This is a genomic window from Mobilicoccus caccae (genome assembly GCF_030161635.1).
Classification (GTDB): Bacteria; Actinomycetota; Actinomycetes; order Actinomycetales; family Dermatophilaceae; genus Mobilicoccus; species Mobilicoccus caccae.
Genome location: NZ_BSUO01000001.1, coordinates 1,753,970 through 1,769,213 on the forward strand (window position 1 = coordinate 1,753,970; position 15,244 = coordinate 1,769,213).

Annotated in this window: 14 protein-coding genes, 4 pseudogenes and 1 other annotated feature; of the genes and pseudogenes, 13 read left to right on the plus strand and 5 right to left on the minus strand. The window is 67.7% G+C overall.

Annotation, left to right across the window (positions count from 1 at the left end):
* Positions 1-10 precede the first annotated feature (10 nt).
* Positions 11-877: a TIGR02391 family protein gene (locus QQK49_RS08450; RefSeq protein WP_284303541.1), complete on the minus strand. Its 867-nt coding sequence runs from the start codon at positions 875-877 to the stop codon at positions 11-13.
* A gap of 189 nt (positions 878-1,066) precedes the next feature.
* On the opposite strand from QQK49_RS08450, the gene QQK49_RS08455 reads away from it, so the two are divergent.
* The 5 genes and pseudogenes from QQK49_RS08455 to QQK49_RS08475 all read left to right on the plus strand — a co-directional run.
* Positions 1,067-1,363: a DUF6112 family protein gene (locus tag QQK49_RS08455; protein ID WP_297105607.1), complete on the plus strand. Its 297-nt coding sequence runs from the start codon at positions 1,067-1,069 to the stop codon at positions 1,361-1,363.
* A 30-nt stretch (positions 1,364-1,393) separates the two neighbouring features.
* A complete protein-coding gene (locus tag QQK49_RS08460; protein ID WP_284303542.1) occupies positions 1,394-2,779 on the plus strand; it encodes a conjugal transfer protein TrbL in 1,386 nt (461 codons plus the stop codon).
* Positions 2,780-2,782: 3 nt separating this feature from the next.
* Positions 2,783-3,958 (plus strand): annotated as a pseudogene (locus tag QQK49_RS08465) (SCO6880 family protein); the annotation flags it as partial.
* A gap of 54 nt (positions 3,959-4,012) precedes the next feature.
* A protein-coding gene (locus QQK49_RS08470; RefSeq protein ID WP_284303543.1) for an IS3 family transposase occupies positions 4,013-5,280 on the plus strand; the annotation gives its coding sequence in 2 pieces (ribosomal slippage) (positions 4,013-4,316 and positions 4,316-5,280; 1,269 coding nt in all).
* Positions 4,312-4,446 (plus strand) — a sequence feature (AL1L pseudoknot). It overlaps the preceding gene by 135 nt.
* Positions 5,281-5,311: 31 nt before the next feature.
* Positions 5,312-5,608, plus strand: a pseudogene (locus QQK49_RS08475) (SCO6880 family protein); the annotation flags it as partial.
* Between the two features lie 21 nt (positions 5,609-5,629).
* Here QQK49_RS08475 and QQK49_RS08480 read toward each other — a convergent pair.
* Positions 5,630-6,442: a hypothetical protein gene (locus QQK49_RS08480; RefSeq protein WP_284303544.1), complete on the minus strand. Its 813-nt coding sequence runs from the start codon at positions 6,440-6,442 to the stop codon at positions 5,630-5,632.
* 53 nt (positions 6,443-6,495) lie between these two features.
* Here QQK49_RS08480 and QQK49_RS08485 point away from each other — a divergent pair, with 53 nt between their 5' ends.
* From QQK49_RS08485 to QQK49_RS08500, 4 genes are read left to right on the plus strand one after another with little or no spacing between them, the layout of a single operon-like run.
* The gene (locus tag QQK49_RS08485; RefSeq protein WP_284303545.1) at positions 6,496-7,329 is read left to right on the plus strand and encodes a hypothetical protein; all 834 of its coding nucleotides are present in this window, start codon (positions 6,496-6,498) and stop codon (positions 7,327-7,329) included.
* Entirely contained in the window at positions 7,326-8,810 is a 1,485-nt protein-coding gene (locus tag QQK49_RS08490) for an ATP-binding protein (protein ID WP_284303546.1), read from the plus strand. The genes QQK49_RS08485 and QQK49_RS08490 overlap by 4 nt, the downstream gene beginning before the upstream one ends.
* Positions 8,807-9,358 (plus strand): hypothetical protein, encoded by a 552-nt coding sequence (locus tag QQK49_RS08495; RefSeq protein ID WP_284303547.1) that lies wholly within the window; start codon positions 8,807-8,809, stop codon positions 9,356-9,358. The genes QQK49_RS08490 and QQK49_RS08495 overlap by 4 nt, the downstream gene beginning before the upstream one ends.
* A complete protein-coding gene (locus QQK49_RS08500) occupies positions 9,355-11,130 on the plus strand; it encodes a type IV secretory system conjugative DNA transfer family protein (protein ID WP_284303548.1) in 1,776 nt (591 codons plus the stop codon). The genes QQK49_RS08495 and QQK49_RS08500 overlap by 4 nt, the downstream gene beginning before the upstream one ends.
* 182 nt (positions 11,131-11,312) lie before the next feature.
* Here QQK49_RS08500 and QQK49_RS08505 read toward each other — a convergent pair whose 3' ends face one another.
* Positions 11,313-12,248, minus strand: coding sequence for an IS3 family transposase (locus QQK49_RS08505; RefSeq protein WP_284302823.1), 936 nt, complete (start codon positions 12,246-12,248; stop codon positions 11,313-11,315).
* Between the two features lie 2 nt (positions 12,249-12,250).
* Positions 12,251-12,541, minus strand: coding sequence for a transposase (locus tag QQK49_RS08510; RefSeq protein ID WP_182818941.1), 291 nt, complete (start codon positions 12,539-12,541; stop codon positions 12,251-12,253).
* Between the two features lie 148 nt (positions 12,542-12,689).
* Here QQK49_RS08510 and QQK49_RS23225 point away from each other — a divergent pair, with 148 nt between their 5' ends.
* Positions 12,690-12,962: a single-stranded DNA-binding protein gene (locus tag QQK49_RS23225; protein ID WP_431310520.1), complete on the plus strand. Its 273-nt coding sequence runs from the start codon at positions 12,690-12,692 to the stop codon at positions 12,960-12,962.
* Positions 12,963-12,978: 16 nt separating this feature from the next.
* Positions 12,979-13,203 (plus strand): annotated as a pseudogene (locus tag QQK49_RS23230) (hypothetical protein); the annotation flags it as partial.
* Positions 13,204-13,245: 42 nt separating this feature from the next.
* Here the strand turns inward: QQK49_RS23230 and QQK49_RS08520 are convergent.
* Positions 13,246-14,483 (minus strand): IS3 family transposase gene (locus QQK49_RS08520; protein WP_284303549.1). Its coding sequence is split into 2 segments (ribosomal slippage): positions 13,246-14,168 and positions 14,168-14,483, totalling 1,239 coding nucleotides; the frame shifts between segments, so codons are not numbered across the junction.
* 72 nt (positions 14,484-14,555) lie between these two features.
* Here QQK49_RS08520 and QQK49_RS08525 point away from each other — a divergent pair.
* Both QQK49_RS08525 and QQK49_RS08530 read left to right on the plus strand, forming a co-directional pair.
* Positions 14,556-14,924, plus strand: a pseudogene (locus tag QQK49_RS08525) (hypothetical protein); the annotation flags it as partial.
* 4 nt (positions 14,925-14,928) lie between these two features.
* Positions 14,929-15,156, plus strand: a complete 228-nt coding sequence (locus QQK49_RS08530; protein WP_284303550.1) for a hypothetical protein — start codon at positions 14,929-14,931, stop codon at positions 15,154-15,156.
* Positions 15,157-15,244 lie beyond the last annotated feature (88 nt).

A 15,244-nucleotide genomic window follows, 5' to 3' on the forward strand; every position in this document is an offset into this window, starting at 1 on the left:
AGGGCTGTGCTTACTCGCCCGGCTGGTCTTCGTCGGCGCTTGAGGGCTCGCACCGATCGAGCAGTCGCGCGAGATAACTGTAGGCGGCGAGGCGTTCCATCGCTTCTTGCTCTGACAGCTCAGTGCGCGTATGCGTCGTCACGTTGCGGACCGTCAGGTTCAGGCCGGTGGCCAGCAAATTGAGTGCCTTCGCGAGCGGTTCGAGACCGCCGCGCATGCTCTTCACCGTCTTGTCGTCCAACGCTCCTGGCCAGGTGAGTTTCGGTTTGCCTGGTTCCGGCGCACCGGGTGAGAGCGTCTGCTGCCAGAAGACCGTGTCATCGACATCGTTCCGGCCGAGCCGTTCCTTCCAGTGGACTGTGAGGCCTTCGGCTGCCTCGCGGACTGCCACTCGGTACTGGTGCGTCGTCCAGTGTGCGGAAGCGCCGGACCAGACCACAGGGTGGAACTGCGCGGGGGCGAAAGTCGGCAAGTCAGAGTCGGTGCGGGACTCTGCGTCCACGATCATCGCGTCCAGTCTGCCCTTGACGTTGGCGGTCGTCGTGCGAATGTCCCGAGGTGCAATCGGAGCCTTTGGTGCAGACATGAACGACCAGTTGGAGATCGGGTCTATCGCTCCGATGCCCGCGATCGCAATGTAGGCGCCAGTTACCGAAACCGCGCTCGCTGCCACGCCGGCAGCCTCCGCGACCGCGAGTTCGAGACGTTGAACCTCGTTCCGATCCTGGCCTTCCTTCGTCCAGACGGTCGGAAAGAGGCCGCGTGCGGACATGTGGTCCGATTCGACCTGCGTGCTCATCCACGCGTTGAACGCCCTCTCGAACTTCTCGACGGCAGTGCGTAATCGCTGGAGGTAGCCCACCCCGTACTGACTCATGTTCCTTGCACCTCTCGATCCCGCGATCCCGTGCGGACGAGCGACGCCCGGACACCTTCAAGGCTACGGGCGGCCACTGACAAGGGCGGGAGGACGGGCGCACCTGTCGCGTGCACCCCGTCTGCGAGTTCGTGGGCGGGCCGCCCGTCGCCAAGGAGACCTACCGTGTTCGATCTGCTCGCCAACGTCATGTCCGCGCCGCTGCTGGTGCCGATGGACATCAACATCGACCCCAACACCAACGGGCTGCCGGGGATCAACCAGCTGCGCACCATCGTCGGCGCGGTGATGACGATCGGCCTGATCCTCAGTGTCCTGGCGTTGATCGTCTCCGCGATCGTGTGGGGCTTCGGCGCCAACAGCAGCAACCCGCACCTCGCCTCGCGCGGAAAGATCGGCGTGCTCGTCTCCTGCGGCGCGGCCGTGATCTGCGGCGCGTCGGTGACGCTCATCAACTTCTTCTGGAACGTCGGCCAGCAGGTCTGAGCCGCCGGTCGTCGAGAGCTGGAGTTCGAGATGGGCGTGTGCGACGTTCCCGTGATCTCATCGGTGTGCGATGCCGTCGGCGAAGGGGCCGCTTCTCTGGTGGCGGCCCCGTTCGACTGGCTCGCCCAGGCGATGGGCGCCGCCGCCGGGTGGCTGTTCGAGGCGGTCTGGTCGGTGTTCGACACCACCACGCTGGTGGATGTCACCAAGCCCGGCTACGTCGCCGTCTACAACCTGCTGTTCGGCATCGCGGTCTTCGTGATGCTGATCTTCTTCTGCCTCCAACTCATCACCGGGTTGGTTCGCCGCGACCCCACCGCGCTCACCCGCGCCGCATTGGGGCTGGCGAAATCCGTCCTCGGATCGTTCGTGGTCATCACGCTCACGGCGCTGCTGTTGGAAGTCGTCGATCAGCTGTGCATCGGGATCGTGCAGGCTGCCGGGGAGACCACTGAGTCGATGGGCGACAAGATCGCCCTCCTCGCAGCGGGACTGGTCGGCATCAATATCGCCGCCCCCGGTGTCGGCGCGATCATTACTATCTTCATGGCCGGCCTCGCGATCACCGCCGCAGCCATCGTGTGGCTCTCCCTGCTCGTCAGGAAGGCACTGTTGCTGGTGGCGGTGGTGTTCGCTCCGCTCGCGTTCAGCGGCGCATCCTGGGACGCCAGCCGAGGATGGGTCGGGAAATGGGCGATGTTCGTCGTCGCCCTGATCTGCTCCAAGCTCGTCCTCGTCGTGATGTTCCTGGTCGCGATCACCCAGGTCTCCGCACCCATCGACGCGGACCTGGCGTCAGTCAGTGATCCCATCGCCGGGATCGTGCTGATGGCGATGGCCGCGTTCGCGCCGTATCTGACCTACAAGTTCATCGCGTTCGTCGGGTTCGACATGTACCACGCGATCGGCTCCGAACAGGACGCCAAGAGCGCGCTCAACCGCCCGATCCCGGTCCCGTCCAAGCCGCAAGGCGGCGGAGACCCGAAGAAGGTACTCGACGGGGCAGGTGGCGGCGGCAACTCCGGTGGGGGCGCTGGCGGAGGGAGCGGGAGTAGCGCGCCACCGCCGCCGAAGACCCTGGTGCCGACACCTGCCGCGAGCAGCGGAGGCGCGGCAGGCGGTGGAGGTGCCGCAGCCGGCGGAAGCGGAGCAGCCGCAGCCGGACCCGTGGCCGCGGGCGTGGTGATTGGAGCGAGCGTCGCCAAGGGCGCCGCCACAGCCGGACCGAAGGCCGGGACAGCACTGGGAGCCCAGGGCGAGCACGCCGCCGACGCTGCCGCGCAGACACCACCACCGCCCGCAACACCAGCGGTGGCACCGCCGTCGAGCCCCGCGCCGCGTCCGCCAAGCGCCGATCCGTCACCGCCGCCGCCTAAGCAGCCCCCGCCGCCTGCGCCACGCCCGACGAAGGAGTAGACGATGAGAAGCACGAACAACGACCGGCAGACTGCGGGCGAGCTGGTGCCGGTGAAGTTCTCCCGCCTCACCCGCCGCGGTGTCCTCCTCGGCCTGTCGCTGACGCAGCTCATCACCCTCGCCATCGGCGGAGCGACGTTGATCGGCGCGTTCTACGCCGGAGGTGGGATGCTGCTGGCCTACACCGCACCGATCTGGGTACTCGCCGCCGCACTGACCTGGATTCCCATCGCGGGCCGACCGATCGTGGAATGGCTGCCCATCGCCTGCTGGTGGCTGTGGCGCACCACCGGCGGGCAACTGCTGTACCGGCGCAGGATCGTGGTGCCGCGCCCCGTCGGGACACTCGCGCTGCCCGGTGACATGGCGCGGTTGCGCGAGTACACCGACCCGGAGACGAGCGCGGGGATGATCCACGACCCGCATGGAGCCACCCTGACCGTGGTGTGCGAGGTTACGCATCCCGCGTTCGTGCTCCTCGATCCCGGCGAGCAGGAACGCCGCGTCACCTCCTGGAGTCGCGTTCTCGCTACGGTCTGCCGGTCCGGGCGTATCGCGACTCTGCAAGTCCTCGAACGCACCCTCCCAGACTCAGGAACCGGCCTCGCCGAATGGTGGGCCACCCACGGCACCCCCGACGGATCGTGGGCAGCCGACACCTACGCCGAACTCATCGACCGCGCCGGACCCGCCGGCGAACGCCACGCCACCACGCTCTCGCTGAGCCTCGACATGAGGGCCAGCGCCAGGCAGATCAGAACCGCCGGCGGTGGGATACGCGGTGCCGCCGCCGTCCTGCGGCAAGAGATGAGCACACTCGTCGCCGCGCTCCGCTCCGCCGACCTGTCACCGTCGGGATGGCTCACCCCAGGGCAGATCGCGGTCATGCTCCGCTCGGCATACGACCCGGCCATCGCAGCGACCCTGGAACGTCACGGCAGGCTCGGCCAGTCGCTCGCCACGGCGGGACCGGTCGCAGTCACCGAAACCTGGGGCCGACTGCGCACCGACTCCGCCCACCACGCGGTGCTCTGGGTCAGCGAGTGGCCGCGGTCGCTGGTGTATCCAGGGTTCTTGTCGCCGGTACTGCTGTCCACCGGCATCCAGCGCTCGTTCTCGCTGATCTGCACTCCGATGCGCTCTGACCAGGCTGCCCGGGACATCCGCAAGAAGAAGGTTTGAATCGCACTGGGTTGGTTGGAGTCTCCATCGTTTGGAAACGAGGATGGACTCATGCCGAAGGACACCACCCCGGGGAAGCCGACCACGCGTCGCTACAGCCCTGAAGAGAAGGCAGCTGCGGTGCGGCTGGTCAGGACACTGCGTGCTGAGCTGGGCACCGAGCACGGCACGATCCAGCGCGTCGCGTCCCAGCTCGGGTACGGCACCGAATCGGTGCGGTCCTGGGTCCGCCAGGCCGACATAGACGAGGGCCACGTGCCGGGGGTCAGCACGAGCGACGCCGCGCGGATGAAGGCCCTCGAGCAGGAGGTCCGGGAGCTCAAGCGGGCCAACGAGATCCTGAAGAGGGCAGCCAGTTTCTTCGGGGCGGAGCTCGACCGCCAGCACAAGAGGTAGCCGCGTTCATCGACGTCAACCGCGATGATGTCGTCGCGGGCCGGCGTCTGGGGGTCGAGCTCATCTGCAGCGTGCTGCAGGTGGCCCCGAGCAGCTACTACGAGTTCAAGAACCGCCGGCCGTCGGCTCGCGCCCAGCGCGATGAGGTGATGGGCCCGATCGTGCGGCAGCTGTGGGACGACAACTATCGGGTCTATGGCGCCCGGAAGGTCTGGAAGGCTGCACGGCGTGGCGGTCACGACATCGGCCGGGACCAGGTCGCCCGGCTGATGCGCACCGCAGGCATTGAGGGTGTCGGGCGCACCAAGGGGGTCCGCACCACCAAGCCCGATCCGGACGTGCCTCGCCACCCCGACCTGGTGGGCCGCGACTTCACCGCCTCCGCGCCGAACCAGCTGTGGGTCACCGACCTGACCTATGTGCCGACCTGGGCCGGCGTCGCGTACGTCTGCTTCATCATCGACGCCTACTCACGCGCGATCGTCGGGTGGCGGGTCGCATCCCACATGCGGACCACGATGGTCCTCGATGCCATCGAGATGGCCCGTTGGTCACGCGGCACCCAGCTCACCGGTCTGCGGTGTCACAGCGACGCGGGCAGTCAATTTACGTCGATTCGCTACGGCGAGCGCTTGGCAGAGATCGGTGCCGTGCCGTCGATCGGCACCGTCGGCGACAGCTACGACAACGCCCTGGCCGAGACCGTGAACGGCTACTACAAGGCCGAGCTCATCCGCGGTCCCGCACGCGAGAGACGGCCGTGGAGGACCGTCGAGGACGTCGAGCTCGCCACCCTGAGCTGGGTCCACTGGCACAACCACGACCGACTCCACGGCTACCTGGCCGACGTCCCACCAGCGGAGTTCGAGGCGACGTTCTACGCTACGAAACGGACCGACCAACTCCTGGTCGGAATCCAATAGCCCGAGCCTCCATCAGACCCAGGGCGATTCAGTTGAGCACATCTCCGACCAAGCCCAGCGGGCGAAGATCGGCCAGATCGAGGACGCCTCGCAGACTGCCGAGTACCACGACGTGCTCCAGCAAGAAGCCGACCTGACCGCCGGCCACGGCATCCTGCGCTACAGCGGCCTCATCGCCGTCTCCGCACCCACCGTGGAAGAACTCGACGCCGCCGTCGCCGCCATCGAGCAAGCCGCGATCCAAGCATCCTGCGAGACCCGGCTCCTCGTCGGCCAGCAAGCCGCCGCGTTTACCGCCGCCGCGCTCCCGCTGTGTCGGCGGGTCTAGGACAAAGGGCGTGGGAGCTACTCAGTCGCGTTCTTGTGGTAGCTGGCGGAACTCTTCCTGGGCAGGGCGATTGACTCTCGCAAGCACGCTTGCCAACTCGGCCAGCGTCTCTTCGCCGAGCATTGAAGGATCAGTGACCATCCTGGACATCAGCTCCCGCACCTCGCTGGGCGGCAGTTCTGCGATCTTCGATTCGATCTCGGTGATGTTCTCCACATCGAGGATGTCCGCGCTCCGAACCATCCTCATCTGCTCCTCGCTGAACGCGCGCGCGGCCATTGCTGCGAGATACCGGGCTTGGGCTTCTGCGCTGGACATCTTCGGGCGAGGTGCGGCTACAGCGATCTCAGCTGAGGATTGATCGGAGTCAACGGGGAGGCGGTCAGATTCGAGGGAAGCGCGGTCTGCCTTCAGCGGGCGTTTTGGACGCAACTGGGACAACCGAGCGCGTTGTTCGCCTACGAATGGACGAACTGACTCCGCCAACCACTTCTTGACGTGGGGTTTGGCTCGCTCGATTCCCTTGGTCATGAACGCGATGAGCACCTCGCCGATGAGATCAGCCAGCTCTTGTTGTTCTGGGGTCAGGCGCCTTTCCTCAGCCGGAACGTAGACGTGCTCTGTGACGTACTCCGTGACATAGACGGGATCGGGGTCAACCTCCTCGGCAGGGACGAACCGCGCACTTCCCTTCAAGCTGCCGTCAGCATCGAACAGGTTCTGGTGAAGCCCGCCCTCCTTCTTGCGCCCCGGGGTCAAGTCATCGTCGTCCCACTCGTAATACCCCGGAATCCGCCCCACGAACCCATCGTATCGAGCGAGTTCGCGAGCCACCGGAGAAGTGGATGACTCAGCGCACCTCCCCGTCATACGCACCAGGGAGGTCCATGATGCCCACGTTCTTCGATTCGACCGCCGACGCCGCTGAGGCGTCCGAGGCCCTGCGGGGGTTGGCTCACGCGAGCCGCACGTTCGATCAGCCCGCGCAGATGTACGGGGTGATCGGTAACCTTTCGTCGGGGATGCGGTCGATTCGGCAGGTGCTCGATCAGATCGCCGATGTGCACGAGCGCAAGGCTGCGCACGCGTTCAACGACGACGGAAGCCACGAGGCCGGCGTACGGGATACGCTGACTGCCGCCGAGGAGTTGCGCCAGGCTGCGAATCTCGTCGACCGGGCCTACGACCGGCTTGCGGAGGGTTTCATCGCGGTCGGCAGGATCGCCTGGCACCCGGAGCCCGTCGTCGAGGAGGCCGCCCCGTCGAGGTGGATCAACGTGGTGTTCCTCCAGGGCGATGAGGCCGACCGGCCGTTGCGCATCCTCGGCGAGCTGGGGCATGTCGATGCGGTGGACTACCTCGCGCAGTGGGACTACGGCGACGAGACCACGCACGCGGCGCTGGAGAACGGGTACGTCTACGACGAGCCCGGCGAGGGCACCAACGACCAGGTGGCGATCTCCGGCGATTACGCGCTGGTCGTCAACCCGCACATCGGCTACGTCTCGTTGCTGCGCCGCTACACCGACCCTGACGCCGAGGCTCAGGATGCCGAGCAGGCAGCGCCGTCTCCGATGCGGGATGGCCCGGAGTTGTTGGTGTCGTACTCGTCGCCGGGCGCCCCGAAGCGGGCCGACCTTCCGGCCTCGAAGCGGGATGGGTCGTGGTTCGAGCCGACGAAGACCGCTGCGGTGAAGCAGGCGCGGGGGCTGGGGCTGTGACCCAGGATCGCGAGCGGCTGCACACCGCTGTTCTGGTGGCACCGTCGAAGGAACGGCGAAAGCTCCGCAAGCAGCGCCGACGCGCAGAAGCCCGCTTGCACGCCGAGCAGCGCACGGCCGCGCTCGCCGCCGCGAAGGTCAAGGCCGAGCAGGAGCGGGCCGAGCGGCGCGCCACGATCTACCTCCCGAAGGCCGGCGAGCCAGGTGCCGCTCGGTTGCGGACGCCCGGCCGGTTCCATCTCACGCGGCATCAGGACACGTCGGCGACATTGGCGGGTGCGTATCCGTTCGTCGCCGAGGGCGGTCTCGGTGCCGATGGGGTGTTCGTGGGGCAGGACCTGTACTCGGGTGGGAGTTTCGTCTACGACCCGTGGGTGTTGTACGCGCGTGGGATCATCACCGCCCCGAACGTGATGCTGGCCGGGATCGTCGGTTCGGGGAAGTCGAGCCTCGCCAAGTCGCTGTACACGCGGTCGTTGCCGTTCGGTCGGCGCGTGTACGTGCCGGGTGACCCGAAGGGCGAGCACACTGCGGTTGCCAATGCCGTCGGCGGACGCGCGATAATTCTCGGCCACGGACTCAACACCCGACTGAACCCGCTCGACGAGGGCCACCGGCCCGCCGGGCTCTCCGACGAGCAGTGGACCAGCACGGTCGCGGCCCGGCGTCGTGACCTGATCGGTGCGCTCGCCGAGACCGTGCTCGCACGAGGGCTGTCGCCGTTGGAGCACACCGCGATCGACATCGCCCTGACCCAAACCGTGCGGGAGAACGACGTGCCGATCCTGCCGATGGTCGTCGAACGCATCCTTGCCCCCAGCTCGGATGCCGACGGAAGGCTGGCAGAGGATGGGCGTCTGGTTGGTCACGCGCTGCGCCGTCTCGTAGCCGGTGACCTGGCCGGGCTGTTCGATGGGCCTTCCACCGTCAGGTTCGATCCGTCGTTGCCGATGATCTCCCTCGACCTTTCCCGTGTCACGGAGAACTCGACGCTGATCTCGGTGTTGATGACGTGCTCGTCGGCGTGGATGGAGTCCGCGCTGCTCGACCCGGACGGCGGGCAGCGGTGGGTGATCTATGACGAGGCTTGGCGACTCATGTCCCACCCGGCGCTGCTGCGGCGGATGGACGCGCACTGGCGACTCGCCCGGCACTACGGGATCGCGAACATGCTGATCTTCCACAAGCTCACCGACCTCGACAACGTGGGAGACCAAGGCTCCGCGATGCGATCACTGGCCAACTCGCTGCTCGCGAACGCGGAGACGCGGATCGTGTACCGCCAGGAGTCCGACCAGCTCGGCCCGACCGCGACCGCCCTCGGCCTGACCGGCACCGAGCAGCAGCTCCTGCCGAACCTCGGCGTCGGTCAAGGGCTGTGGCGGATCAAGGCCAGGAGCTTCGTCACGCAGCATCAGCTGCACCCTGCCGAGCTCGCTCTGTTCGACACCAGCAGCCGCGCAGCGGGAGGCCACCGATGAACCTCACCAGCCCCCGCCGACCTGACCCGAACGACGACGAGACCACGGCGCCGGTCGAGCTGCCCCACGTGCTCGTCACCGTCGCCGCCGACGGAACACTGACCGCGACCGTCGATGGAACACCCTTCCCAGCACCCGGCGAGACCGCGTGGACGCGGACGACGTTCGGGCCGCTGATGGATGCGATCACCAAGGATCGAACCGTCGCGGTGCGGGTGGAGGTGCGTGAGTGCGACGGGAGCGTCTTCACCGACATCATCCGCCCCCGCACACCCCGACGCGCCGCACCCCTGTCTGAGAAGCCGGTGCCGGAGACGCGGCGGAGTCGTCACGCACGCCGGGTGCCGCGCTTGATGGAGGTCACCGCCGACGGGTTCGTCCCCGGCGAGGATGTCGCCGTCGCTGTGATCGTCTGCCACACCGACGCCACCGGCCTCGGCGAGGCCCGCGCGCTCATCGACCTCGACGCCCTCCCTGATGCCGCGGGGCAGGAAGTCATCCTGCTCGGGCGTATCTCGGGCACGTTCGCGGTGCGGCGGCTGACATGAACCAGCGACAGGCAGGTGGCATGGGCGACGAACTCACCAACGCAGCCCTCATCGGGCTGATCGGCATGTTTGGCATCGCGCTCATCCTGCGCGCAGCCGGCAGCGTCACCGCGTTCCTCACCGGACTGCCACAGCCCGACGCCGGCCCCGCCGCGGGCCTCAGAGTGCTGTTCAACCCCGCCGACCCCGCGACCGCACTCGGCGCCGATGGGCTGGACCCGATCCTGTACTGGCTCGTCAGTGCAGTCATGCTCGGCGGGCTCGCCGCCGCCGCGGTGTGGCTGTGGATCAGGCTGCGCCACCACACCAGGAAGACTGAGACCGACCCGCACCGCCTCGCCGGGATCGCCACCAGCCAGGAAGTGAAAACGGCCGCGTCAGCGAAGGCACTGCTACACCGTGCTGGGACGCTGCGGCCGTCGCTGGAAGCCCCAGTCCCGGAGGATGTCGGCTACCTTCTCGGAGCCAGCAGGGGCACGAAGGTGTGGGCATCGGTCGAGGACTCGATCCTGCTGATCGGGCCACCCCGCTCCGGCAAAGGCCTGCACGTTGTCATCAACGCGATCCTCGACGCCCCCGGCGCGGTCGTCACCACCAGCACGAGGCCAGACAACCTCACCGCCACCCTCCGCGCCCGTCGCCGTCGCGGCGGGCCGGTCGCGGTGTTTGACCCGCAACGACTGGCCGAGGGCGTCCCTGCCGGGCTGCGCTGGTCGCCCGTGCGCGGCTGCCACGACCCGCTGACCGCGATGATCCGCGCCAACGGCCTCGCCGCCGCCACCGGACTCTCCGCTGGCGGGGTGGAGTCCGGTGGCTTCTGGGAAGGCAAGACCCGCACCGCGCTTCAGAGCCTGCTGCACGCCGCAGCACTCGACGGCAGACCACCAGCCGAACTGTTCAGATGGACCCTCGACCCCTCGGCTGCGTCCGAAGCGGTCGCGATCCTCAACTCCCACCCGAACGCGGCGATGGGATGGGACGACTCACTAGCCGCGATGATCGACGCCGACCCCAAGACCCGCGACAGCATCTGGCAAGGCGTCTCACTCGCCCTCGCCGCACTTGCCGACCCCCGCGTGCTCGACGCGGTGTCACCCGGACCGCACGAGCAATTCGACCCCGAGTCGTTCCTCACCGAACAGGGCACCCTCTACCTGCTCGCCACCGGCGCCGGCGCGGGCGCGTCCGCGTCGCTGGTCGCGGCGTTCGTCGAAGACCTCATCGAGACAGCACGCAGGCTCGCCGCCCGCTCACCCGGAGCCCGACTCGACCCGCCGCTGCTGCTCGCGCTCGACGAGATCGGGAACCTCGCGCCACTGCCGTCGCTCCCGACGCTCATGGCTGAAGGCGGCGGCACCGGGATCACGACCATGCCCGTGTTGCAGTCGCTCGCCCAAGCCCGCGACCGGTGGAGCGAGCACCAAGCCGGCGCGATCTGGGACGCCAGCATCGTCAAGATCATCCTCGGCGGCGCCTCCAACAGCCGCGACCTCCAAGACCTCTCCACCCTCATCGGCGAACGCGACGAGTACACCGACAGCATCACCCTCGGAGACCGCGGCACCCGCTCCAACCAACGCTCCATCCGCCGCGTCCCGATCCTGCCACCAGACCGCATCCGCACCCTGCCCTTCGGCACCGGCATCACCATGCTCCGCTCCGCACCACCCATCGTCACCGACCTACGAGCCTGGCCCACCCGACAGGATGCCGCGCAACTCCGCGGTGACCGCGCCGAACTCGAAGCCCTCCTGCGCCGCCCCGCACCCTGACAACTCTGGGCGCCGGGGCGCACCTGCCTGACACAGCGACCACATGCAGCTGGCCGCCCAAGTTCAGGAGGACGCCATCATGGCCATTCACACCCAGGAATCACTGTCGGGCTTCATCGCCTCGGAGCCGTTGCTCACCGAGACGGCCAGTGTGGTTCCCCCGGATCGTGGAGGGCTTCGGGCTACGCGGCGTCCGGGACGGACGCTGCGGTGGACTGCTCGTAGTTGACCGGTGACATCATGCCAGCCGCGCTATGCCGGCGTTGGTGGTTGTAGAATCCGTAGGCCCAGTCGATGACCAGGGCCCGGGCCTGGGCTCGGGTGTCGAACGCCTGCCGGGACAGGACCTCCCACTCCAGGGAGGAGAAGAACGCCTCGGCGGCGGCGTTGTCGAAGCACGACCCGACCCGGCCCATCGACTGGCGGATCCCGAGGTCGGCGCAGAGCCGGGTGAACGAGGTCGCCGTGTAGGTCGAGCCCCGGTCGGTGTGGAAGATGACCCGGTCGGACTCGTCCTCGCGCCAGATCGCCTCCTTGCCGCCGCGAGCGGTCACGGCCATCTGGATCGCCGCGCACGCCAGGTCAGCGTCGGGGTGGGCACTGGTGGCCGCGCCGAGCAACCGGCGCGAGTACAGGTCGATCACGGTGGCCAGGTACAGCTTGCCCTCGGCCGTGGGGATCTCGGTGATGTCGCCGACCCACTTGCAGTTCGGCGCCGGCGCGGTGAAGTTGCGACGCACCAGGTCCGGGAACTTGGGTGCGGTCTTGTCCTGCCTGGTCAGGCCGCTGCGCCGCTTGATGACGCGGGCGACCAGGCCTTGGCGGCGCATCGACTCGGCGACCGTCTTCTCGCTGATCTGCCAGCCAGCCTCGCGCAGGTCGGCGTGCAAGCGCGGTGAGCCGTGCAGGCCCTTGGCGTTCTTGAACGCGACGCGCACCGCGCGGTCGACGGTGTCGCGGCGGCGGTCGGTGTCGGTGAACAGCCCGCTGGCAGCGCCGGGACCGTCGGCGCGCTTGATCCACTTGTAGAACCACGCTTCGGAGACTCCGAGCAGCGAGCAGACAAGGGCGTGTGGCACGGCGTAGTTGGTCCTCTGGTCGGCGATGAAGCGTGCCACGCTCACTTCGTCGCCTCCTTCACCCACAGGACCACGGATCGCTTGAGGACATCACGCTCCATCCGCAGCTCGGCGACCTCGGCGCGCAGCCGTTTCAGCTCCTCGTAGTCGTCCTTGGACAGCTCTCCATGACCCTCGCGTGCGGCACGGGCGCGTTGGACCCAGTTGCCCAGCGTGCCCTCGTTCACGCCAAGATCGCGAGCGACCTGCGCGATCGGCTTGTTCGTCTCCTCGACGATCCGGACCGCTCCCTCACGGAACTCCCGGTCGTACTTCTTACGCTTCTCTGGCATCTCGATCCCTCATTGTGGATGCCTCTACGCTCCAGGGGAACTTCACAGGGGCGACGCGAGGTTCTTCGCCCGCATCGGCAAGGAGCACTTCCGCCGGGAGGAAGACGGCTCGTTCACCCAGACCGAGACGACCTACCACCACCTGGTGATGTTCGGACGGTCGGCCGAGCATGCACACGCGAACTTCGCTCAGGGCGACAACTTCGTGGCCGAGGGCTACACGCGCCCGGTCAACTACGAGCGCAACGGCCAGGCGATCGAGGGCGAAGAATTCATCGCCAAGAAGATCGGCCACGACGCCGCGCGAACCCGCTACGAGGTGGACCGCACCCCGCGCAACTCGGCCGGACGAGACGCAGCCGCCTACGAGTCCCCGCGACGGACGAACGCTGCGGCCCAGGCCACGCCGGTCAGCATGTGAGTTCGGGAGCCACGCCATGACGAACGATCAGAACCAAGAACCCACATCACCCGATCTCCCCGTCGGCCCGTCCGAAGTGGATGAGCCCGACGTGTTCGACGGGCCGCCCCGCGTCACCAACGCCGACATGCCCGACCCGCCACACCCGGTGAACTGGAACCTGCTCACCGCTCACGAGCTGGAGCAGGAATGGCTCGCGCTGAACCGGTGGGTGGACTGGCTGCGCCGCACCTACGGACTGCAAGGGCCTTGCCCCCGATCTTTGGACACGGGGTGTGTTGGATTACGCGGCTTCCGGGATGGTAGTCGCGAGGTTGTTCTCGTAGGTGTTCGGGGACACCTGGCCGAGGTAGGAGTGGCGCCGGCGGGTGTTGTAGCGGACCGCCCATCGGAAGACCTCGCGGCGGCATGATGCTTCGTCGGAGTAGGTCGCGGCGCCGGCCAGGGTCTCTCGTTTGAGGGTGGCGTTGAACGACTCCGCGAGGGCGTTGTCGGCGCTCGTGCCGACGGCACCGAGGGACCGGATCACGCCGAGCTGCCCGCAGAGCTTGGCGTAGTCCTTGGAGGTGTAGACCGAGCCGTGGTCGGCGTGGAAGATCGCCCCGCGCAGGCTGCCTCGGTCGGCGAGGGCGGCCTTGAGCGCATCCTCGACGAGGCTGGTGCGCATGTGGTTCGCGACCGCCCAGCCGGCGAGCTTTCGGGAGCAGCAGTCGATCACGGTCGCCAGGTAAAGGTTCGACCCGTCGGCAAGCGGCAGGTAAGTGATGTCTCCGACGTACTTGGTGTTCACGCTCGCGGCGGTGAAGTGCCGCTTCAGCAGGTCGGGCACCTTCTGGTCTGAGGGTTCGGGGATCGTGGTGCGGACCTTCCGCCGGAGCCGGATCCCGGCCAGGCCGTTCTCAGCCATCACGCGTGCGACGCGCTTGTGGTTGACCCGATCCTCGACATCGACGCCGTCGTTGAGCTCTGCGGTCACCCGCGGCGCACCGTAGGCCTTGTCACCGCCCTGGGCAGGGTCCTGGACCGCACGGATCCGGTCCGCGAGCTCATCGTCTGCGGCAGCGCGTTCGGCTCGCGCCGGCGCAGCGTTCTCCCAGGCGTAGAACGAGGACCTGTTGATCTCGATGACCTCACACAGCCGCTTCACCTTGAAGGTGTCTCGGTGGTCGGCAACGAACTGGAAGCGGCTCACCAGTTCGTCTCCCCAGCGAAATACTTTGCCGCCTGACGAAGTATCGACTTCTCGGTCTCGATCTTGGTCTTGTCCGCCTCGAGCTCGGCGACCCGGGCTTCGAGCCGGGCAACCTTCTCGGCCTGTGTCTCCGGCCTTCCGGTCGGCGGCTTGCTGCTGGTGATCGCGGTGGTCGTCGAACCCGTGCCGAACGTCTTGACCCAGTCCGACAAGGTGCCTCGGGAGATCCCAAGGTCGTCGGCGATGCCTCTCAACGTGGCACCGGGTGTGGACTCGTACAGATCAACGGCCTGCCGACGGAACTCGTCGGTGTAGTTCTTCCTGGCCATAGACGGGATCATCTCGCTTCCCCAGCACGATGCTGGATTCAGCGTGTCCAAGATCAGGGGTCAAGCCCCCAAGTCTCGGTGATTCCACCGTTCTGGCACCACCACCCGGAGATGGTCTGGGAGCTGTCGGCACTGCACCTGCACTGGCTTGGGGCCTACGACCCCGAGCAGAACGCGTCCGCACCCCTCGGCTGGCACCGCGACTTCGCCGACGCGCGAGAACGCCTCCGCTACTGGGTCACCGCCTGCAGCACGCGCGGGGACCGCGACCGTCCCACCCGGCAGGCCGCCTGGCCCGGCGAAGAGTCCCCTTCAATCCAGGAGGTGAAGTTCGACGACAGGGACGAGGAGTTCGCGGACTTCGTGATCGCCCAGGTCCGCAAGCGCCAGGAAGCCGAAGACGAGTTCTACGCCAACCTGGCCGACGACGAGGGTCCGTAGACCGATGAGCCGCTATGCCAAGAAGACCGACCGTCGCCCGTACGAGGAGCGGTCGTTCTCCGTCCGGGCCGTCCACCGCGACCGTGCCGACCTGCACAAGCTCGCCGAGGTCCTCATCCGGCTGACGTTGCAGGAGACCGGCGAGAGCCGCGCGGCCCGCGAGGCCACGCGGGTACCCGACACCTACCGGGCGGCGACGGATGGCCTGGCCGCCTCTGAAGCCGCCCGGTAGAATGAACCGTGCAAGCCTCGCGATGCGGGGTGTTGTGGCCTAAACCTCGCCGCTCGGCGGGCAACACGCACCGAGACCATCGGGTCTC